22 protein-coding genes and 1 pseudogene are annotated in these 18,908 nt (G+C 62.9%); 14 read left to right on the top strand and 9 right to left on the bottom strand.

Going from position 1 to position 18,908, the window contains the following annotated elements; all coding sequences use genetic code 11:
- The first annotated feature begins 66 nt into the window (after positions 1–66).
- The 5 genes and pseudogenes from MSIMFI_RS23180 to MSIMFI_RS28515 all read left to right on the top strand — a co-directional run bounded on the left by MSIMFI_RS23180 (position 67) and on the right by MSIMFI_RS28515 (position 2,206).
- Positions 67–342 carry a hypothetical protein gene (locus MSIMFI_RS23180; protein ID WP_191499333.1) on the top strand — a complete coding sequence of 92 codons (276 nt, stop codon included), beginning with the start codon at positions 67–69 and terminating at the stop codon, positions 340–342.
- A 35-nt stretch (positions 343–377) separates the two neighbouring features.
- The gene (locus MSIMFI_RS23175; protein ID WP_191499332.1) at positions 378–800 is read left to right on the top strand and encodes an NYN domain-containing protein; all 423 of its coding nucleotides are present in this window, start codon (positions 378–380) and stop codon (positions 798–800) included.
- Positions 801–1,058: 258 nt separating this feature from the next.
- Positions 1,059–1,454 carry a PIN domain-containing protein gene (locus MSIMFI_RS23170; protein ID WP_191499331.1) on the top strand — a complete coding sequence of 132 codons (396 nt, stop codon included), beginning with the start codon at positions 1,059–1,061 and terminating at the stop codon, positions 1,452–1,454.
- A gap of 117 nt (positions 1,455–1,571) precedes the next feature.
- Positions 1,572–1,748: pseudogene (locus MSIMFI_RS28520) on the top strand (acyl-CoA dehydrogenase family protein); the annotation flags it as partial.
- 296 nt (positions 1,749–2,044) lie between these two features.
- The gene (locus tag MSIMFI_RS28515; RefSeq protein ID WP_224770391.1) at positions 2,045–2,206 is read left to right on the top strand and encodes a hypothetical protein; all 162 of its coding nucleotides are present in this window, start codon (positions 2,045–2,047) and stop codon (positions 2,204–2,206) included.
- 15 nt (positions 2,207–2,221) lie between these two features.
- Here the strand turns inward: MSIMFI_RS28515 and tpx are convergent, their stop codons facing one another.
- On the bottom strand, positions 2,222–2,719 hold the full coding sequence (gene tpx / locus MSIMFI_RS23165; protein WP_191499330.1) for a thiol peroxidase: 498 nt from the start codon (positions 2,717–2,719) through the stop codon (positions 2,222–2,224).
- Positions 2,720–2,838: 119 nt separating this feature from the next.
- Here tpx and MSIMFI_RS23160 point away from each other — a divergent pair, with 119 nt between their 5' ends.
- Positions 2,839–3,789: a GlxA family transcriptional regulator gene (locus MSIMFI_RS23160; RefSeq protein WP_191499329.1), complete on the top strand. Its 951-nt coding sequence runs from the start codon at positions 2,839–2,841 to the stop codon at positions 3,787–3,789.
- Between the two features lie 17 nt (positions 3,790–3,806).
- Positions 3,807–4,550 (top strand): DJ-1/PfpI family protein, encoded by a 744-nt coding sequence (locus MSIMFI_RS23155; protein WP_186243367.1) that lies wholly within the window; start codon positions 3,807–3,809, stop codon positions 4,548–4,550.
- Here the strand turns inward: MSIMFI_RS23155 and MSIMFI_RS23150 are convergent.
- A complete protein-coding gene (locus tag MSIMFI_RS23150; RefSeq protein ID WP_186243366.1) occupies positions 4,547–5,032 on the bottom strand; it encodes a nuclear transport factor 2 family protein in 486 nt (161 codons plus the stop codon). The genes MSIMFI_RS23155 and MSIMFI_RS23150 overlap by 4 nt on opposite strands.
- A gap of 18 nt (positions 5,033–5,050) precedes the next feature.
- Between MSIMFI_RS23150 and MSIMFI_RS23145 the strand changes: the two genes are divergently transcribed.
- Together MSIMFI_RS23145 and MSIMFI_RS23140 are read left to right on the top strand one after the other, a co-directional pair.
- Positions 5,051–5,818: an SDR family oxidoreductase gene (locus tag MSIMFI_RS23145; RefSeq protein WP_191499328.1), complete on the top strand. Its 768-nt coding sequence runs from the start codon at positions 5,051–5,053 to the stop codon at positions 5,816–5,818.
- Between the two features lie 103 nt (positions 5,819–5,921).
- Positions 5,922–6,224: a hypothetical protein gene (locus MSIMFI_RS23140; RefSeq protein ID WP_191499327.1), complete on the top strand. Its 303-nt coding sequence runs from the start codon at positions 5,922–5,924 to the stop codon at positions 6,222–6,224.
- Here MSIMFI_RS23140 and MSIMFI_RS23135 read toward each other — a convergent pair.
- Entirely contained in the window at positions 6,218–6,991 is a 774-nt protein-coding gene (locus MSIMFI_RS23135) for a YqjF family protein (RefSeq protein WP_191499326.1), read from the bottom strand. The two genes, MSIMFI_RS23140 and MSIMFI_RS23135, sit on opposite strands and share 7 nt — an antisense overlap.
- A gap of 209 nt (positions 6,992–7,200) precedes the next feature.
- Between MSIMFI_RS23135 and MSIMFI_RS23130 the strand changes: the two genes are divergently transcribed.
- Positions 7,201–7,680, top strand: a complete 480-nt coding sequence (locus MSIMFI_RS23130; RefSeq protein ID WP_191499325.1) for an MPT63 family protein — start codon at positions 7,201–7,203, stop codon at positions 7,678–7,680.
- A 6-nt stretch (positions 7,681–7,686) separates the two neighbouring features.
- On the opposite strand, the gene MSIMFI_RS23125 is transcribed toward MSIMFI_RS23130, so the two are convergent.
- Positions 7,687–9,528, bottom strand: coding sequence for a fatty acyl-AMP ligase (locus tag MSIMFI_RS23125; RefSeq protein ID WP_191499324.1), 1,842 nt, complete (start codon positions 9,526–9,528; stop codon positions 7,687–7,689).
- A gap of 71 nt (positions 9,529–9,599) precedes the next feature.
- Here MSIMFI_RS23125 and MSIMFI_RS23120 point away from each other — a divergent pair, with 71 nt between their 5' ends.
- Complete coding sequence (locus MSIMFI_RS23120; protein WP_191499807.1) at positions 9,600–9,977, top strand: hypothetical protein; 378 nt, start codon at positions 9,600–9,602, stop codon at positions 9,975–9,977.
- Positions 9,978–10,055: 78 nt separating this feature from the next.
- Here MSIMFI_RS23120 and lipL read toward each other — a convergent pair whose 3' ends face one another.
- The 3 genes from lipL to MSIMFI_RS23105 are packed head-to-tail and all read right to left on the bottom strand — an operon-like array spanning position 10,056 to position 13,303.
- Complete coding sequence (gene lipL, locus MSIMFI_RS23115; protein ID WP_191499323.1) at positions 10,056–11,324, bottom strand: esterase/beta-lactamase LipL; 1,269 nt, start codon at positions 11,322–11,324, stop codon at positions 10,056–10,058.
- A gap of 54 nt (positions 11,325–11,378) precedes the next feature.
- Complete coding sequence (locus MSIMFI_RS23110; protein WP_191499322.1) at positions 11,379–12,509, bottom strand: serine hydrolase domain-containing protein; 1,131 nt, start codon at positions 12,507–12,509, stop codon at positions 11,379–11,381.
- Between the two features lie 41 nt (positions 12,510–12,550).
- Entirely contained in the window at positions 12,551–13,303 is a 753-nt protein-coding gene (locus MSIMFI_RS23105; RefSeq protein ID WP_396820582.1) for a lysophospholipid acyltransferase family protein, read from the bottom strand.
- A gap of 190 nt (positions 13,304–13,493) precedes the next feature.
- Between MSIMFI_RS23105 and MSIMFI_RS23100 the strand changes: the two genes are divergently transcribed.
- Positions 13,494–13,961 (top strand): SRPBCC family protein, encoded by a 468-nt coding sequence (locus MSIMFI_RS23100; protein WP_191499806.1) that lies wholly within the window; start codon positions 13,494–13,496, stop codon positions 13,959–13,961.
- 1 nt (position 13,962) lies between these two features.
- On the opposite strand, the gene MSIMFI_RS23095 is transcribed toward MSIMFI_RS23100, so the two are convergent.
- On the bottom strand, positions 13,963–15,126 hold the full coding sequence (locus tag MSIMFI_RS23095) for an LLM class flavin-dependent oxidoreductase (RefSeq protein WP_191499320.1): 1,164 nt from the start codon (positions 15,124–15,126) through the stop codon (positions 13,963–13,965).
- A gap of 117 nt (positions 15,127–15,243) precedes the next feature.
- A complete protein-coding gene (locus MSIMFI_RS23090) occupies positions 15,244–15,795 on the bottom strand; it encodes a hypothetical protein (RefSeq protein ID WP_224770389.1) in 552 nt (183 codons plus the stop codon).
- A gap of 38 nt (positions 15,796–15,833) precedes the next feature.
- Here MSIMFI_RS23090 and MSIMFI_RS23085 point away from each other — a divergent pair, with 38 nt between their 5' ends.
- On the top strand, positions 15,834–16,829 hold the full coding sequence (locus MSIMFI_RS23085; RefSeq protein ID WP_191499319.1) for an LLM class flavin-dependent oxidoreductase: 996 nt from the start codon (positions 15,834–15,836) through the stop codon (positions 16,827–16,829).
- Positions 16,830–17,312: 483 nt separating this feature from the next.
- The coding region (locus MSIMFI_RS23080) for a PPE family protein (protein ID WP_191499318.1) at positions 17,313–18,908 on the top strand (1,596 nt) is incomplete at its 3' end.

The following is an 18,908-nucleotide window of genomic DNA, read 5'->3' as shown; positions in this document are numbered from 1 at the left end:
TGCGTCTCCCTTTAGCCCACGGTCTCCTACGCTTGCGCTGTTACTTGATCCTGAAGGAGGGATGCTGTGACCAGCCCCGACATGGCCACAATCTTGCGGCAAATGAAAGTCCCGGAGCAGATGACCGGCAGCAAGGCGCTGCGTGACTTCTTGCTCATCCATGTCGACGACGATGAGTCGCTGGCGAAGCCCGAACGGCTCAAGCAGTTGAATGGGCTGCTCATCCTTTCGCACCTAGAGGTCGTCAACGCCCTCGGGGCCCTGGAAGAGAGAGCCACCGAGGAGCACCTCCAGAAGTTCCGGAACGACATCAAGAAATACCGAAAGCGCAGATGGTTCTAAGGCAGTGAGGCAGGGACCTCGTCGTAACCTGAGCTGTGCGGTGGATCGTCGATGGCATGAACGTGATCGGGAGTCGTCCGGACGGGTGGTGGCGGGATCGGCACCGGGCGATGGTCGCGTTGGTCGAAATGCTGGAGCGCTGGGCTGCCGCCAATAAAGACGCTGTCCGGGTGATGGTGGTTTTCGAGCGGCCGCCATCAACCACCATCCGCTCCTCGGTGATCGAAGTAGCGCACGCGCCCAAGGCGGCCGCCAACTCTGCCGATGACGAGATCGTCCGGCTGGTGCAAGCCGACGGCCAACCGCAGGAAATCCGCGTCGTGACATCGGACAAGGCGTTGGCCGACCGGGTACGAAGCTTGGGCGCATCCGTCTACCGGGCCGAAGGTTTTCGCGACCTCATCGACCCACGTGGCGTCAAACCCGGTCAGCGGCCGGATCAACTCGGGCCCGCTTAGCCCGGCTGCGTCTTGACGTCGAACGACGGATTGCGCCGCTACCGATCAGCAGATCGCCGACGAACTCGTCATGTGGGCGGGCACCGTCAAGTGGCAACTGCATTTTGCAGACCGCGCGGAAGAAGAACGCTACGGGGTCACACCGGAACAGATCGTGAAGTCCGGTGTCTAGGCCCAGCTCAGGCCCGCTGGGTACCAAGAGGCGCTGCTAGAGATCGTCGAGCGCGGACGCGATCAGGCGAGCCGCATCGGCGAGCAATGAAGATCCACATCGACACCAACCTGCTGATCCAGGAACCACGCTGGGAACTTCTTCCGCCTGGGACCCACGAGCTCTTTGTCTCCGCCATCGCATTCGCCGAATTCAGCGAAGGCACAGCGCATCCTGACTCGGAAATCGCAGCTCGTGCCCGCTTTGACCTTATTCAGCTCCGCAACGCCTACGGGAAGGGGCTGCCTTTTGCTCAACGAGAAGCCGATGTCTACCGCGAATTGTGCGCGACGGTCGCCATCGCCGGACGAGTACCTAGCGGCCGGCGGCGAATCGACCTCATGATCGCGGCGGTGGCGGTCGCTGATAACGCAGCCCTGGCTACCCGAAACGTCGGCGACTTCGACGGGCTCCAGACGATGCTGACGGTGATAGAGCTGTGAACTTGATATGGCTTCCCTTCGCGAGTGAGCCCGGCGAATTTAGTCGGCCGTCGCGATGACTGCGGGGGTTAGCCCGGCGCTGCAGGAAGTCTGTCAGTCAGAATCGGAGATGCCCCGCAGGCCGCCGACACCTACGTGTTGTGCGCCGGCTCCGCAGGCCAGATTCATGGCAGCATCGCCTTCACCTGGAAGCACAACTTGCACTTGTACTTTCTTCGTGCCAAGACGACCGAGACACTATTCGGCAGCAGCACCCACCATCGTGCTCCGCTCGCCGGCCGGGTGGACCTGTAGTCCCCCGGCGCATGCCGATTCTGCGAATGTCGGCTGTCGGCATTATTGTTAAATTCCGAAAATTGTCAAAATGGTCGACAGGCGGATGTCAAATTACTTTACAATTGCATCGCGTTGATCGTCGTCGATAACCAAAAGTATTGTGTAGCAGCATATTACGATGCCGTTCGTGACGTGACAGATTGACGCCAAGGCATCGTAGGAATTTTTCTCAATAGCTATTGGCGGGAGATTATAGGGGCGATAATATTTCGGCGCTGCGCGCAATAGTAACCGGACGATGAAAGGACCAATCGATGAATGCCAACCGCAGGAAGCTGACCGTTCGCGTGGTGCTAGGCGCGATATTGGCCGCCGCGGCTGCGGCGACATTAGCCGGCTGCCCCGTTAACGCACAAGGGGGCGAATACGGCCCGCGCGCGTCGGGCACAGTGGTCGGGTTGCCGGCCACGCTTTAACGGAGCCTAACGAAGCTATCCGCCCAACGCCGCAAGCGCGGCATCGTAATTGGGTTCTTGCGCGATCTCTGGCACCAATTCGGTGTAGGCGACGTTCCCGTCGGCACCTATCACGACGACGGCTCGAGCGAGCAGGCCGGCCATCGGACCGTCGGCGATGGTGACGCCGTAGTTCTCGCCGAAGTTATCCCGGAATGCCGACGCGGTCGCTACGTTCTCGATGCCCTCGGCGCCGCAGAACCGCTTCTGCGCGAACGGCAGGTCCTTGGAGACACACAGAACAGAAACACCGCTTGCGGAGGCGCGTTCGTTGAAGGTCCGCACACTGCTGGCGCACACCGGCGTGTCCACAGACGGAAAGATGTTGAGCAACACCGGCTTGCCGCGGAACTGCTCGTTACAGACTGGTCCTAGATCCGCGCCGGTCAGGTTGAAGTTAGGTGCCGAGGATCCGACGGCGGGTAGCTCGCCGACGGTGTTGATCGCATTTCCACGCAGGGTTATCTGTGCCATGGGCACAGTCTGCCAAGGCCAGTTGGACCCCGTTCGGTCGGGCTGCGTAAGGGCCCATGTCCTAATTTGTGGGGTGCGTGTCGTAGACGACATACGGCCGCATGGCCAACACTGGGTCCATGGCTCGCAAGGTGGTCATTGTCGGCTACCCGATCGTGCAGGCGCTCGACGTGGTGGGGCCGTACGAGGTATTCACCGCCGCATCGCTGTTGACCAGCGGCGGATACGACGTGGTTGTGGGCTCAATCGACGGCCAACCCATCACCACCGCAACCGGCCTGGCATTCGTGTCGACGCCGCTGCCACGCCCGAGCGAGCCAGTTGACACGGTCGTGGTGCCCGGCGGTGCAGGTGTCGATGCCGCACGAACCAACCCACAGCTCATGGAGTGGATCAGGACGGCCTCCGGCACCGCCCGCCGCGTGGTCTCCGTCTGCACGGGCGCATTTCTCGCTGCCGAAGCGGGGCTGCTGGACGGCCGCCGTGCCACCACGCACTGGGCATTTGCCGAGCGGCTGGCCCGCGAGTTCCCCGCCGTCGCGGTCGATGCCGACCCTATTTTCGTTCGTAGCTCGGAGACGATATGGACCGCCGCGGGCGTCACCGCGGGAATCGACCTCGCGCTGTCACTTGTCGAGGATGACCACGGCACGGAAGTCGCCCAAACCGTGGCGCGCTGGCTTGTGCTCTACTTGCGCCGCCCGGGCGGGCAGACTCAGTTCGCTGCCCCGGTATGGATGCCGCGAGCCAAACGGACCTCGATCCGCCAGGTTCAGGAAGCTATCGAAGCTCATCCCGGCGGCTCGCACAGCATTGACGATCTGGCCCAACGTGCGGCGATGAGTCCACGCCACTTCACCCGAGTGTTCACCGACGAAGTCGGTGAGGCGCCCGGCCAATACGTCGAACGCATCCGCACCGAAGCCGCGCGCCGACAATTGGAGGAGACCGACGACACCATGGTGGCAATCGCCGCCCGTTGCGGCTTCGGCACGGCGGAAACCATGCGGCGCAACTTTATTCGTCGTATCGGTATCCCGCCAGATCAGTACCGCAAAGCGTTCGCCTAACCAGTAAGGAGATACCGATGACCCAGTTCGCGTTCGTGGCGTACCCAGGCTTCACCGCTCTGGACATGATCGGCCCTTACGAGGTGCTGCGACAGCTGCCGCACGCCGAGGTGAGGTTTGTGTGGCACGAAGCCGGGCCGATCACTGCCGACTCGGGCGTGCTGGTGCTCGGCGCTACGCACTCGCTGGCCGAAACACCTTCGCCCGATGTCGTTCTCGTGCCCGGGGGCCCGTCCACTCCGGTGCACGCACGCGACGAGAAGCTGCTGGACTGGTTGCGTCAGGCCCACCAGACAGCTACCTGGACGACGTCGGTGTGTTCGGGTTCGGTCATTCTGGCGGCGGCCGGTCTGCTCAAGGACCGGCGGGCGACGTCGCACTGGCTGACCATTCCTGCGCTGAAGGCCTTCGGCGCTGTCCCCGTCGCCGACGAACGGATTGTCCACCAGCACAACATCGTTACCAGTGCGGGCGTATCGGCGGGACTTGACCTCGCGCTGTGGCTGGCCGGCGAGATGGGCGGGGAAGATCGCGCGAAGGCAATCCAGCTCGCGATCGAATACGATCCCCAGCCACCGTTCGACTGCGGCCACATGTCAAAGGCGTCGGCCACTACGAAAGCCGCTGCGACGGCCCTGCTGTCCAAGGACAGCGTCAAGCCGGCGAACCTCAAGGCCACCACGTTGCTCGCGTGGGAGCAGGCGCTAAACGCGGCGCGGTCGCGTCGGCGCCGGCGACATCGAGTGGGTTCGTCCGCCTAAGGCTGCGACCCCTTGGGCTGCAAGAACGTGTCCGAAGCGAACCGGCCGCCGGCCTCCAGCCAGGCGCCGACAGCGCCCGGAGCGTCACGGCTGGGGTTGTAAATGTCTTCCTCGCTGGAGAACAGCCCGTCTCCGGCGTAGACGAGTCGAGTCCAGTTCGGAAACCAGAACGGCTCACCGTCGGGGTCTGTCGGGTGGTCGAGCAGATTCTTGATCATCAGGACGACCGCGTCATTGTCTACGTCGTATGCGATCCAGTCAGACGGAAAACGCATGTGCGGGAAGGGTGCCATGACCGCGACGATCCACTCACGCACCTCCTCACGCCCGCGAAATACCCCATAGTGGTGCTCGGTGTAGACCACATCCTCAGTGAATAGATCTGCAAAGGGCCGCCAGTCACCTGAGGCGGAGCATCCTTCGACGACCGTTGTGTAGTGCCTGATTGCTTTGTCGATCTCGGCTTTGGAGAACTTGCCCATACCGGACACACTAGAACTATGAGCGTCTTGGACTTGTTCGACTTGCATGGTAAGACGGCCCTGATAACCGGGGCGTCCACCGGCATCGGCAAGAAGGTGGCCCTGGCCTACGTCCAAGCCGGGGCTCAAGTAGCCGTTGCCGCAAGGCATTTCGATTCCTTGGAGAAGGTCGCAGCCGATATCGCCGCTGCCGGCGGCACGGCCGTGCCAATCCGTTGCGACGTGACCCAGCAAGATCAGGTCACCAGTATGGTCGACCAGGTGACCGCCCAGCTGGGTGGGATCGATATCGCGGTCTGCAACGCCGGCCTCGTGGATGTCACTCCGATGCTGGACATGTCGTTGGAAGAGTTTCAGCGGATCCAAGACACCAATGTGACCGGCGTATTCCTCACCGCCCAGACAGCGGCCAGGGCGATGGTCAAGCAGGGTCGGGGCGGGGCCATCATTACCACCGCGTCGATGTCGGGGCACATCATCAACATCCCGCAACAGGTGAGCCACTACTGCACCTCCAAGGCGGCGGTCATTCACCTGACCAAGGCAATGGCCGTGGAGTTGGCTCCGCACAACATCCGGGTGAACAGTGTCAGTCCGGGCTATATCCTCACCGAGCTCGTCGAGCCGCTAGCGGAGTACCACGCGCTGTGGGAGCCCAAGATTCCGCTCGGCCGCATCGGCCGGCCCGACGAACTCACCGGCCTGTACCTCTACTTGGCCAGCGAGGCGTCCAGCTACATGACCGGTTCCGACATTGTGATCGACGGTGGATACACCTGCACCTGAGACCAGCTTCCGCTGTGCGGCTTGCGGCGAGATCGCGGGACGCGTCCGGCTCGTGAAATCTGTTCAACGGGTTCCCGATCCGTCTTCGCCGGCCCTTACAGCTTTGGCCGAATTGGATGCCGCAGTCCGTCCCGCGGGCCAAGCCGCGCTGGTGGTGGAGACCTTCTTTGGGGTAACCAGCCGGCCCGTCTCGGTCGAGCGCGTCGACCCTGTGGCCGAAGCGATCGCGGGAGCCGATGCATCGGCGCTGTATCGCATCGGGTACAGCTATGCGCCCTTCTGCTGCCCAGATTGCGCAGCGTCCTATTGCGGAGATCATTGGAACTGGCGAACTTTCGAAGACGATCCCCATAGCGGTGTCGAGGGCGATTGCCTGCAGGGGCATTTCCATGTGCTGGGCTACTGAACCAGACACGGCCGACCGAAACGGGTTCGCACGCCTGGTGAAAACAACGCACGCAAGCGGTCGCCCGCGGGTTGCACGCCACTCGCGTCCAGCAGTTCGTCATGCAGCTCGACGATCTGCGCCGCCTGCAACGGCCACGGTCCGTGCTCGTTTGGCACCCACCAAGTACGGCCGGCTTTGCGGGTGTGCGCGCCCCAGCGGGCGGTGAGCCAGATTTCCAGTGTCGTCGGCTGGACCACGTCGCCGATGGTGATTGTCAGCAGGCTGCGCAGGCCGCGTCGGGGCCAGCGCCGCACGCTGTGATAGGTGATCTGTTCCTCGGACCGCGTCATCCGCATCTTGGCCCACGTGTATGGGACGCCGAGGCCAATCCTGGTGACGGGCACCACCGCCAGCCGAGCCGTTTCCAGCGATCGGAACAGGACGCCGTGGCGGCCGGCGTCGTCGACCGAATACAGCCGGATGTTGGTCTCCAGAAAGCTGCCGAAATACCGCAGCGGCAGCGCCGTGCCAATCTTGGTGCTGCTCATGACAAACGGGACCAACGCCACGTACGTCATGCCGTCGGCGAAGACGTCGGGGCGGGTTCCCGGCGGGTACAAGTGTTCAACACTTTCGGGCCGCACCGGCCAATGGACGAACGTCACCTCACTCCACCGCTGGTCGAAGGCAACCGGACCAGGAAGGGGCGGGGGTGTGACCGGATACCCCGCTAGTGCCGAACCCTCACCAGATCCGGTATCGCACGGGCCAGGTGTGGCGATCATCGAATCATCGTGGCATGCAGGTTACGACGGTCGGGTATGAGGCACCGAATTGTTGTCGGTTGGCCGCCTTCTGGTTAGCGTTGCGCTAGCGCAATTGCGCGGGTTTCAGGGCTGAATTTATGGAACCGCTGGTCATTTGCAGATTAGAGTGTATTGCGTCGGGTGGCCTCGAATGATGTGATCAACCTAAATCGAGTAGTGGAGGAGCAATGACGATCACCACGATGATAAAGACCGCAGCCGCGATCGTGAGTATGACAACGATTGCTGTCGCCAGTGCGCCAATTACGTCCGCGGCCTATCCCGTCATCGGCAAACTTGGCAATGAATTGACGATGACCGACTCCGTCGGGCAAGTTGTCCTCGGCTGGAAAGTCAGCGATCTCAAATCCAGCACCGACACTGTCCCGGGCTATCCGGTCGCCGGCCAGGTCTGGGAAGCCACCGCTACCGTCAATGCGATCTCGGGTACCGTCACCCCGGCCATCTCGCAGTTCAATGCCCGCACCGCCGACGGAGTCAACTATCGGGTCTTGTGGCAAGCCTCGGGACCAAACACCATTAGCGGAGCTACTATCCCGCAAGGCGCACAAGCGAGCGGCAAAATCTACTTCGATGTCACCGGTCCGTCGCCGACGATAGTTGCCATGAACAACGGAATGGAAGACCTCTTGATTTGGGGGCCGTAAGCCGTATTAATGCACCCCTAATACACCGCTGAGGTATTGGGCGCGGCACGCCCGGCGCGCCAGCTTGCCACTAGTGGTTCGCGGAATGGCGCCGGCTGGCAGGAAACGTACATCGGCGACGGACAAACCATGGCGGTGCGACACTGCCGTTCGGATTGCCTCGACCGCCGGCCGCGGATCTGCGCGACTGGTCCCCGCCGCGCGCTCGGCGATGATCACCAAGCGTTGGCTGCCGTCGTCAGCGGGCACCGCGAAGGCCGTCACATATCCGCGTCGCACCATCGGCGACGCCTCTGCAGCCGTGGCCTCGAGGTCCTGCGGGTAATGGTTACGTCCATCGATCGTTATCAGATCCGCGATACGACCGGTGATGTAGAGCTCACCGTCGAGGTATACCCCCAGATCCCCGGTCCTCAGCCAGTTGCCCCCGACGGCCGAGCCTGCGGCGTGACTGCCTTCCGTGAGCGGCGATTGCAGCTTGGCGCCAAACGTCTGCCGTGTCTCTTCGGGTCGTCCCCAGTAGCCGCGACCAACATTGTCGCCCTGTAGCCAAACTTCCCCGACTTCACCGTCCGGCAGTTCGGTGCCACTGGCAGGGTTCACGATCACCGCCCATAGGCTGCGCGCTACTTGGCCGCATGAGACATGAGCAACTGCGTTGGGAGCATCAGCGGCGACCGGTACCGCCCTATCAACGCCCAGCTGCTCTCGGTCGAAGTACGCAACGGAGGTCTCTGCGGTGTGACCGATGGTTGCGACCATCAGCGTGGCCTCCGCAATGCCATACGAGGGCTTGAACGCCGTGCGCGGTAATCCGTAGGGCGTGAACGCCTTATCGAACGTCGTGACGGCATCGATGCTGACCGGTTCGGAACCGATGATCAGCACCACATTGCTGAGGTCGACATCCTCGCCCTGCGTGGGCAGGCCCCGCTGTGCGGTCCATTCGTATGCGAAGTTGGGGGCCGCGGTGACCACACGGCCGGTTCGTGATTCGGCGGCCAATGCTTGGATCCAACGCTGCGGCCTACGGACGAACGCCGTTGGTGACATCAGGGTTGAGTGTCCGCCGTACACCGCCGGGAATCCGATCATCGATAGGCCCATGTCGTGGTAGAGCGGTAACCAACTGACGCCGTGCGTGTTTCGGTTCAGCAGGTCGATCGAGAGGATCATCTGCACCAGATTGGTGCCGACCGCGCGGTGGGTGATCTCGACGCCGATCGGCGGTCGGGTCGAGCCCGACGTGTACTGCAGGTGGGAAACGGCGGCGATGTCGAGATCCACCGGGGTGAACAACTCCCCCGCCGAATCGGCTATCTGATCGATGAGGATGACGTGCGGCCGTCGCAGCTGGGTGAGGTGATTCAGAAAGCTTTCGACGGCGTCTTTGGCTGCGGTTGTCGTGAGGACGACGGCGGGCAGCGAATCGCGCAACGCCGTTTCGAGTCGTTCGGCATGGCCCGGAAGTTCAGGCGCGAACAACGGCACCGCGATGGTGCCCGCCTTGATCGCGGCGTAGAAGCCGGCAACGTAGTCGATGCCCTGCGGCGCGAGAATCGCGACACGGTCGCCAGGATCCGCGAACTGTTGCACATGGGCGCCGATGGCATGCAGACGCACGCCGAACTCTGCCCACGTCACTTCGGCGACCTGTCCGTCGGCCGAACGGGCGTAATCCAGGTAGCGATACGCCACCGAATCACCGACGTTGGCGACGTTGCGCGCGATCAGAGAGATCAGCGTGGTGCCTGGCGGCAACACGATGCTGCCGTCGGCGCCCAGGCAGTCCTCGATCTCTAGCAAGCCTTTTGGAGCCACGGAGTCCTGCCGGGAACCGTAATCCATAGGCGCAGTCTAGGTGTCCCCCGAAAGACGTTAGAGTCCCTGCGATGACGATGCCGAACGCAGGCGCATCCGTGGACCCAGACGACCATAGAAATCCGGCCCGCGACGCTGCGCTCGGTCGGGTGCTGGCCTACCGCGAGCGGAGCCAGGCCCGGCCAATGCCGGTTCGCGCGACGCTGGCCATCATCGGCGGCGCGCTGCTCGTCTCGTGCATTCCGTTGATCGTGCTGCTTCCTGAAGCCGGGATCCCGGCGCTGCTGGTGTCATTCCGCCTTCTGGCGGTCGAGATCGATTGGGCCGCACGCGCTTACGCGTGGACCGACTGGCGCTTCACCCAGATGCGTGACTGGTTTCATCGTCAGTCGGGATTGGTCCGCGCGGCGATCCTGACCGGCTTGTTGCTGGTAGCCGCCGCTCTGGTGTGGTGGCTTGTCTACGAATTCGTTTAGGGTTGTAGTCCCGCGAGCGTGCGCGTTTGTACGGCGACACGCCGCAATTCGTGTACAAATGCGCACGCTCGCGGGTAGTTACCCGGTCTCTTGCTGATCGGGTTCGTAATAGGTTGCACCGAGATGCGGTACCTCTAGCGGGCCAGCTCGGCGCGCGGCCGCGATGGCGTTGCTCAGCAGCGGAGCCAACCCGGCGAATGAGCCAACATCCCACAACATCAGCGTCAGCAGTCGGTTGTGCACGTAGGCGAACGAGCTGCCGGTGTCCGGATCGGCCCACCCGAGGGTTCCGCCGAGGCCGATATGGCCGTACCCCGCCAGCAGGCCGGGGATCGGGGACGACTGATAGCCCTGGTGATAGGTAAACGGAATGCCCAGGTTCAGATCCGGCGTCAGATCGGGCTCCCCCTTCAATTCGCTCACCAAATCTGAGGACAGCAGCCGTGTTCCGTCGATCATGCCGTTGTTGGCGATCGCGCCGTACACCTTGGCCAGGGCACGCGCGGTCACGACGCCATTGACCGCCGGGATCTCGCCATCGAGAAACGGCATGTCGCCTTGCAGCATGGACATGATGCCGGGGAAGTAGATCGAGCCGAGAAGACCGGAGAACGACAGCCCCGCGACCTTTGGCGCCACAAAGTCGAGCACCGGAGTGGGGATTCTCGCTTGCGGTACTAGCGTCTGCGCCGCCTCGGTGGGTGCATCGGCCGGCGGACGGCCGAGATGCAAACCATCGGTGTTGAGCGGGCGTGCCAGCTCTTCGCGGAACAGGTCGCGCATGCCAGTACCGGTCACGGCCCGCGCCAGCCCGGACAGCAACCATCCATAGGTGATCGCGTGATAGGCCGTCTTCCCGTGCGTGTGGTCCACTGGCGCCGCGGCCAGCCGTTCCTCCATCAGGAGGTGGTCCAATACCTCCTTCTTGCCAACACCCTTGAGGTGCGCCAGCCCGGCTCGATGCCGCAGCACGTCGCGGACCGTGATCTCGGACTTGCCGTTGGCTCCGAACTCCGGCCAATACTCGGCGACTGGCACGTCGTAGGACAACAGACCGCGGTCGACGAGCCGGTGGATCACCGTCGCGGCCAACCCTTTGGTCGCTGAAAACACCATTGCTCCGGTGTCCGCGGTCCATGGCACCTTGCCGCGCCGATCGGACCAACCCGTCCAGACGTCGACGACCTGCACACCGTCGATGTACACAGACAACGCCCCACCCCCGAACATGCGCGCGGGAAATAGCGCAGCGAACGCTCGGACGACGTTGGCGAAACGTGAATCGCAGGCACCTTGCGCGCCGGATGGTAGGCCACCCTCGGTCGTCAGCACAGACGGTTTCGGCATACCGTGAATGATTGCACGCGCTGACGCGAATCCCGGACCGGTTGGCCGGACGGGCTACATCCAGATGCGTCCTAACGCGTCGGCCATCGCCTCCGGGTCCTGTTTATCGACGTTGCAGCTGATCGCCACCGAAGTACGCCGGTCGCTGCTGACGCGGAAGGCCGTGACGAATCCCGCCCAGGCGCCGTCGTGGTCGAGCATGCCGTTGGCGAGCGAGAAGATTCCCGCGCCATAACGGTCACCGCCACCGGGTTCGGTTTGCACCGCCCCCGCGAGTTGCTCGTCGAGCAGTTGCGGGCCGCCTACCTTGCCGGTTCGGTAGTTGTCCGCCCACCGGACCAGCTGGGTGGGCGTGGTCTGGATGCCACCGTCGCCGATCTGCTCCCATGGAGAATCGGCCACCTGGTACCCGCCGTGGCTAGCATCGCCCTTGGCATACGACAGGGCCTTGTTGGGAATTCTCGCGGCCGGATCCAACACCATCGCCAAACCGAGTGGTTGAAAGATTTGTGTGCTCAAGAACTCCGGCAGCGACTGCCCGGAGAGTCGGTGGACAATTTCGCCGAGCAGCAGATAGTTCGAATTGGAGTATTCGTATCGAGAGCCGGGCTTGAACACCAGCTCCGGCGCGGCCGCCAATGCCTGCAGGGCTTCGGACTGGGTGGTGCGCTCGTTGAATTGATACCCCTGCTCCTGCAGCAGTCCGATGTAATCGGGGATGCCGCTGGTGTGGTGCATCAGCTCCGCGATAGTGACCTTGTCCGACCACGCCGGCAGGTCGGGCACGTATTCCGATAGCGCGTCTTCCAGTGTCAGCTTTCCTGCGTCGACCAGCAGCAGGACCGCGGTGGCGGTGAATTGCTTGGACACCGAGGCGATATCGAACACGGTGTCCGCAGTGATCTGGATGCCGGTCGCCAGGTTGGCTAGGCCACGGGCCCCGGCCCACGCGACCTTCCCCTCGATACCCACCGCAGCCGAGCAGCCAGGCTCACCATCCAGGACTGCACCGTTCAATACGTCCTGGCTGTTGTGGGCCTTGACGGTGAGGGTTTGTGTGGCCCCGGTGGTGGTGGTCACAGCAGCGTTCGTCATCTGCTTGCCACCGCAGGCAGCCAGCAAGAGCGCGACCGCGATTAGCCGCAACGGTCGCCCGATGCGCTGTTCGTGGTCCGCCCTAGCCATCAATCAGCCTGTCCAACACAATCTTTCGCAACCATTCGGTGCTAGGCATCGGTCCGTAGTAGCCGTCGGACCACCGAACGATTCGGGTCGGCTTCGCGCTCGGCCAGCATCAGCTCGATCCCGTGCTCGATCGCGACGGCGGTGCGTTCGCGCACTTTGCGTGCGGCGTTGTCGTCGGCTTCCTGTCCTTGGAACTCTGTGGTGTCGATCGGCTCGCCGAACCAGTAGTACTGGCGTTCGGGACGCGGCAGCGGGGTCAGTCCGACGCCGCGGACCAGGGGCGGCCCGTCAGGTGTGCCGAGCACCTTCTCGGCCAGGAACTGCACCGGTGCCAGCAGAACTGATTCGTTGTCGAGGACGATGTCGATGCCGTGTTCCGCCCCCACCGAAGCGAACGGCACAATCGGATAGCCATGCTGGATTGCCAAGCGCGCGAACCCAAGTCGGTTTTTCCACACCAGCTTGTATTGCTCGTTCTTGCGCTTGTTGACCTCACGGCCGCCGCCGGGAAAGACCATGACAAGTTCGCCTCGTCGCATCAATTCCGATGCGATCTCTCGGGTGCCCTCAACGACGCCCATTCGCGTGAGCGCTTCGCGCCATCCCGGAATCTTGAAGTGAGCATGATCGCCGAGGGATCGGACCATTCTGCCCCGCTCCCAAAGCTCGGCGGCGAGCAACGGCGCGTCGACCATGCCAAGGGTGTTGTGATTGCCAACCAACAACGCGCGCTCGGTCGGCACCTTGTCGATCCCATAGACCTTGGGTTTGATCACCTTTCGCAGCGGCTTCATGACACGCAGCGCCGCGGCGACGTCATCCTTTGTGGGCGCAGCCGGAACTGAATCGGCATCGGCGTTTGGCACATCGTGAGTATGCCCTTGCCGCGCTCACCGGGGCATTACTTTCGCCGGCATGCCGGACATCGGCGGCCTGCGCGGTAGGGTACGCGGCAGTGTCGTCGGTCGCATCCGGGAGTCGCGCATGTCGGGTCGCAAGTTTTCGTTCGAGGTCACCAAGACCAGCAGCGCGCCTGCCGCGACACTGTTTCGGCTCGCAACCGATGGTGCGCGCTGGTCGGAATGGGCTAAGCCGATCGTCATGCAATCGAGTTGGGTCCGGAAGGGTGATCCGGAACCGGGGGGCATTGGTGCGATTCGCAGGCTGGGGATGTGGCCGGTATTCGTGCAGGAAGAGACCATCGAGTACGAGCAGGATCGCCGCCACGTCTACAAGCTGGTCGGGCCCTCGACGCCGGCCAAGGACTACACGGGCGAGGTGGTTCTGACGCCCAATGCGTCGGGTGGTACCGACATCCGTTGGAGTGGCTCGTTCATCGAAGGAGTCGCCGCAACAGGTCCGGTGATGCGGGCGGCGCTGGGAGGTGCCGTCAAGTTGTTCGCCGGTCGACTGGTCAAGGCCGCCGAGCGCGAGGCAGCTAGCGAGTGTTGAGCTATTTCGAACCGACCTCGTCCTGATACTTCTTAGTCATGTGCTCGATGGCTTGCAGGTGCGTCTGCGCGAGGTCGTCGCGTGCTTCGCTAGCCCGCGCAGCGGCGTCGATCGTGGGTTGCGCCTGCCCCTGAAAATGCGGCATCACTTCGGCGGCGAACAATTCGGCCGATCGTTTGGTCGCGGCGGGATTGGCCCACTCGTGGCCCATCTGCAGCATGCAGCCGAATCCGCCGGACTGATCCCACAGCCTTTGCACCTGGGCCCGCGCTCGCTCCGGCGTACCGATGACCCCGGCTCCGTTGTCGTTGATGATGTCGATCATCTCGTCGAGCCGCTCCCCGGGCATGGTCATTTGCGGGAAGGCGGCCACCTTTTGGAAGTAGCGGACCCACGGCTCGATGCCGAATTTCACGTCGGCGCGCGCCTGCTCGTCGGTTTCGGCGATATGGAACGGTCCGACCAGGCTCCAGTTCTTGCGGTCGACTTGTGTGCCGAAGGCCGCGGCGCGCTCTTCGACGATGCCCCAGTGGTAGGCGAGCGCGCTAAAGCCTTCGATCGTGAGCGTCGCGCCGATGGACAGCAGGCCGATGCCGTGTCTGCCGGCGAGCCGGGCTCCGGTCGGCGAGGCGACGGCGGCTACCGCCAGCGGAATCCCGCCGTCGGAGTACGGCGCAAGCTGCAACTGGGCGTCGATGAGTTGGTGTGTGGCGGTCTTGGCGGTGACGGTCTCCCCCGCCAGTAGCCGCGCGAGGATATCGAGGTTGGTTTCCAGAAGCTCGCGAGTATCGGTGGGGTTGAGCCCGATCATCGCCGAATCGGTGGGCAGTGACCCCGGTCCTACTCCCCCGATGATGCGGCCGTGGGTGAGGTGATCGAGCAACATCAACCGATCCGCGACCCAGAGCGGGTTGTGATACGACAGCGAGATAACCCCGGTGCCGAACCGGATCCGCTTGGCTCGCTCGGCCGCGGCCGCAATGAAGACCTCCGGTGAACTGATGATCTCGCTGCCCGCCGAGTGATGCTCTCCCAACCACACTTCGTCGAAGCCGAGGGCGTCGAGATGTTCGATGAATTCCAGGTCGCGTTGTAACGCCAGCGTTGGATTGGTGCCGGCACGGTGAAATGGTGCGATGAAATATCCGAACCTGAGTTTGGCCATTGGGGCTCCCTTGCGATCGGCTTGACCGAACCTTGGACGAACATAGCCCCGCCAAAACCGGTGGGGCTAGGAAATCTTGGGCCTCAATAAGTTGTAGGTTCGGCGATCAGGGTGCGATCACGGGTAGCCGCCACAGACGTTCCCGACGCAGCCGCCGCCACCGCCGGGTCCGCCGCCACCACCGCCGACGCCGGGTATGGTGCCGCCTCCGCCGCCGGGTCCGCCACCGCCGGTGGGACCGCCGGGGATGCTGCCGCCCCCGCCGCCGGGTCCGCCGCCACCGGTGGGACCGCCGGGCGCGGTTTCCCCCGGTGTCGGCGTCCCGCCGGGCGCAGTGGTCTGCGTCGTTGTCGTTGGAGTGGTGCTCGGAGTCGTGGTGCTAGTCGGTGCCTTATTGGTGCCACCGCCGCAAGCGACGGTCAACACAAGCAATGCTCCGCCGCCCAAGATCGCGAAGGCCGTCCTAGCTTCGCAGCGCATCAGATTTCGCGTTCTCAACTCTCGTCTCGCGGCCATGTGACTCTCGTACCCCTTATTTGCCCGCGGAAACGGACCGCCAGGACGGATCGCGCCCGAGACGAGCCAGCAGCCGCGACTGGGCATCCGGTTGATCGCCGAACCGAACCTCCGGCACACCGCTAAGTGCAGGTCGCCGACAGCGCTATCCATTCGAACAATCATGGTTCGCTGATGGAAGTATCGACGGAGTGGACATTTCGTGCGCGCTTGCCACCGCCTCCGATAGTCCCAGCCAGGTGGAGTTGGCGGAAACACTTGGCTACCAGCGTGCCTGGCTGTACGACTCACCGGCGCTGGTCACCGATGTGTGGATGGTGCTGAGCAGGTGTGCGGAGCGAACGACGCGCATCGGAATCGGGCCAGGTGTGCTCGTCCCCAGCCTGCGGCATCCAATGGTCAACGCTGCTGCCATCGCGGAGCTGGTGGCACAGGCGCCGGGCCGGGTGGTCGTGGGAATCGGGACCGGGTTCACCGGTCGTCTCGCAATGGGCAAGCGACCCATGGCGTGGCAGCACGTGGCTGACTATGTTCGCTGTTTGCGGACCCTGCTCGCCGGCGAGACGGCGGAGTGGGAAGGGTCGGCGATCCGCTTGTTGCAGCTATCCGGTTGCGGGGCACCGCGCCCAATTGAGGTGCCGATTCTCATCGGCGCCGACGGTCCGAAGGGGCTGGCCGTCGCGGCTGAACTCGGTGATGGCGTGTTCTCGGCCGGCATGCCGCAACCGATTGTCCCGGGTGTGCCGGACTGGCGCGCGCTACTGACCTTTGGCACGGTGCTCGAGGACGGGGAGGACCTGAACTCGCCACGGGCGATCGACGCTGCGGCTCCATCGGCGGTCGTGCTCTATCACGCAATGTACGAGCGCGCGGGCGCCGAGGCGGTCGATGCCTTGCCGGGTGGAAAGGGATGGCGCGAGGCGATCGAGTCATGGCCCGTCGCGGAGCGGCATCTTGCTATGTATGAAGGACATTCGATGAAGCCCAACCCGATTGACGAACCCTATGTCGTTGACTTCCTCAAGTTCGCCAACACTATGGCGTTGACGGGTACCGCTGAACAAGTCTCGGAGAAAATCGCTGGGCTCGCGTCGCTCGGGGTCACCGAACTCGTGTATCAGCCTGCGGGATCGGACATTTCGCGCGAGTTACGCGCCTTCGCTGTAGCTGCCGGACTTTCGACATGAGCGACGTTGCGCACCAGGCATTTCCGCCATCAACATCACCGCATCTTCTGTGAAACGACGGATATATTTGTGAATGATTTGCGCACTACGTCAATCTTTTGGACACGCCCGGCATTTGCCCTTTCTCCAATCTAGGTCCCCATCTCATTTGTTAGCGACACTAACTCCGAGGGGAAGCTCTTCGGCCAAATCCGCTGGCACCGGCGAAATCTAAGCCCACGGCAGCGATCCTGACCTTGACAAATAAAGTGGAGCATCAGCTCCATTTAGTCAGTGTAAAGAGAATTGGCAATTGTCTCGAAATGTTATTACGTTTAGATAACGTTTTGTAATCGTTTCGATAAATTGCGGGAATGCCCTCGGGTCGCCGCGTAGCTTGTCCGCAACGACATCAGCTTGACGACCGGCGAAGGGTCGGGCCGGTGACCGGTCGTCTCGAGTTGTCATATTTGGACGTGATCCCACCTGAGAAGGGTTGCAGTGATGAACTTTTCGGTCTTGCCGCCCGAGGTCAACTCGGCCCTGATACTTGCCGGCGCCGGGTCGGAACCGATGCTGGAAGCGGCAGCCGCCTGGGGCGGGTTGGCCGACGAATTAGGCTCGGCGGCGGCTTCTTTCGGAACCGTGACATCGGGGCTGGTGAACGGATCGTGGCAGGGTGCGTCGTCAGTGGCGATGGCGGCAGCCGCCGGCCCATACGTGGAGTGGCTCGCTACCGCGGCGGCCCGGGCGGGCCAGGCGGCAGCGCAAGCCGGAGCCATGGCGGCCGAGTTTGATGCGGTCCGGTCGGCAATGGTGAGTCCGGCTCTGGTGGCGGCGAACCGTTCTGACTTGCTATCGCTGGTGTTTTCGAACATCTTCGGGCAAAACGCCCCAGCGATCGCAGCGGTCGAGTCGCTCTACGAAGAGATGTGGGCCCTGGACGTGTCGGCAATGGCCGCGTATCACGCCGGGGCTTCGGCGGTGGCCTCGGCGTTGACGCCGTTCATCCAACCCCTGCGGGGGTTGGCCGGCGCGGTGCCTGCGGCCGCCGGCGAGATCGCGGTTCCGGGCCGGAACACGACTCTGAACTTCGGCCTGGGCAATGCCGGTGGCGGCAACGTCGGCAATGCCAACAACGGTTTCGGAAACATTGGCAGCGCGAACCTGGGCAATGTCAACTTCGGCTCTGGAAACTTCGGCACCTCTAACTTCGGCTGGGCAAACCTGGGGAGCAACAACCTGGGCACCGGGAACGCCGGCAGCGGCAACTTCGGTTTCGCAAACGTAGGCAACCTCAATATTGGGTTTGGCAATACCGGGAGCGGAAACTTCGGATTTGCGAACACCGGCAACAACAACATCGGCTTCGGGCTTACCGGCAACAATCAGATCGGCATCGGCGGGCTGAACTCCGGCGGCGGCAATTTTGGCTTGTTCAACTCGGGCACTGGAAACATCGGCTTCTTCAACTCGGGTAATGGCAACTTCGGGATTGGAAACTCCGGTAATTTCAGCACGGGTCTGTTCAACTCCGGACAAGGCAGCACCGGCTTCTTCAATGCCGGCTCGTTCAACACCGGTATATTCGACGTCGGCAATGCGAACACGGGTAGTTTCAACGTCGGCAGCTACAACATGGGCAACTTCAACGTCGGCGCCTCTAATACCGGTGGTTTAAACACAGGTAGCTCTAACACCGGCTGGTTCAACAGCGGCAATATCAACACCGGTGTATTGAATTTCGGCAACATGAACAACGGCTTGTTCAACACAGGCGATATGAACACCGGTGTTTACTACCGCGGCGTGGGTCAGGGCAGCCTGCACTTCGCCATCACGACGCCCGACTTGATGCTGCCGCCTCTTAATATACAGGGTATATCTGTTCCGGCCTTCAATCTACCCGCGTTGTCAGTGCCGTCGTTGACGATTCCGTCGTTGACGATTCCGGCGGGGACGGCGTTGGGTGCGTTTGATTTGCCGGCGTTGAGTATTCCGTCGCAAACTATTCCGTCGTTGACGATTCCGGCGGGGACGGCGTTGGGTGGGTTTGATTTGCCGGCGTTGAGTATTCCGTCGCAAACTATTCCGTCGTTG

It is taken from the genome of Mycobacterium simulans, from assembly GCF_900232995.1.
Taxonomy (GTDB): domain Bacteria; phylum Actinomycetota; class Actinomycetes; order Mycobacteriales; family Mycobacteriaceae; genus Mycobacterium; species Mycobacterium simulans.
Note: the sequence above shows the minus strand (reverse complement) of the source record. Positions and strands in the feature narration are given on the sequence as shown.

Excerpts from the sequence above, each read along its gene's own strand:
- MSIMFI_RS23090 (WP_224770389.1), bottom strand. The coding sequence starts at position 15,795 with ATGGATAGCGCTGTCGGCGACCTGCACTTAGCGGTGTGCCGGAGGTTC.
- tpx (WP_191499330.1), bottom strand. The coding sequence starts at position 2,719 with ATGGCACAGATAACCCTGCGTGGAAATGCGATCAACACCGTCGGCGAG.
- MSIMFI_RS23155 (WP_186243367.1), top strand. The coding sequence starts at position 3,807 with ATGACCCAGTTCGCGTTCGTGGCGTACCCAGGCTTCACCGCTCTGGAC.
- MSIMFI_RS23135 (WP_191499326.1), bottom strand. The coding sequence starts at position 6,991 with ATGATCGCCACACCTGGCCCGTGCGATACCGGATCTGGTGAGGGTTCG.
- MSIMFI_RS23145 (WP_191499328.1), top strand. The coding sequence starts at position 5,051 with ATGAGCGTCTTGGACTTGTTCGACTTGCATGGTAAGACGGCCCTGATA.
- MSIMFI_RS23150 (WP_186243366.1), bottom strand. The coding sequence starts at position 5,032 with ATGGGCAAGTTCTCCAAAGCCGAGATCGACAAAGCAATCAGGCACTAC.
- MSIMFI_RS23130 (WP_191499325.1), top strand. The coding sequence starts at position 7,201 with ATGACGATCACCACGATGATAAAGACCGCAGCCGCGATCGTGAGTATG.
- MSIMFI_RS23170 (WP_191499331.1), top strand. The coding sequence starts at position 1,059 with ATGAAGATCCACATCGACACCAACCTGCTGATCCAGGAACCACGCTGG.
- MSIMFI_RS23160 (WP_191499329.1), top strand. The coding sequence starts at position 2,839 with ATGGCTCGCAAGGTGGTCATTGTCGGCTACCCGATCGTGCAGGCGCTC.
- MSIMFI_RS23100 (WP_191499806.1), top strand. The coding sequence starts at position 13,494 with ATGTCGGGTCGCAAGTTTTCGTTCGAGGTCACCAAGACCAGCAGCGCG.
- MSIMFI_RS23110 (WP_191499322.1), bottom strand. The coding sequence starts at position 12,509 with ATGGCTAGGGCGGACCACGAACAGCGCATCGGGCGACCGTTGCGGCTA.
- lipL (WP_191499323.1), bottom strand. The coding sequence starts at position 11,324 with ATGCCGAAACCGTCTGTGCTGACGACCGAGGGTGGCCTACCATCCGGC.
- MSIMFI_RS23125 (WP_191499324.1), bottom strand. The coding sequence starts at position 9,528 with ATGGATTACGGTTCCCGGCAGGACTCCGTGGCTCCAAAAGGCTTGCTA.
- MSIMFI_RS23095 (WP_191499320.1), bottom strand. The coding sequence starts at position 15,126 with ATGGCCAAACTCAGGTTCGGATATTTCATCGCACCATTTCACCGTGCC.
- MSIMFI_RS23105 (WP_396820582.1), bottom strand. The coding sequence starts at position 13,303 with ATGAAGCCGCTGCGAAAGGTGATCAAACCCAAGGTCTATGGGATCGAC.
- MSIMFI_RS28515 (WP_224770391.1), top strand. The coding sequence starts at position 2,045 with ATGAATGCCAACCGCAGGAAGCTGACCGTTCGCGTGGTGCTAGGCGCG.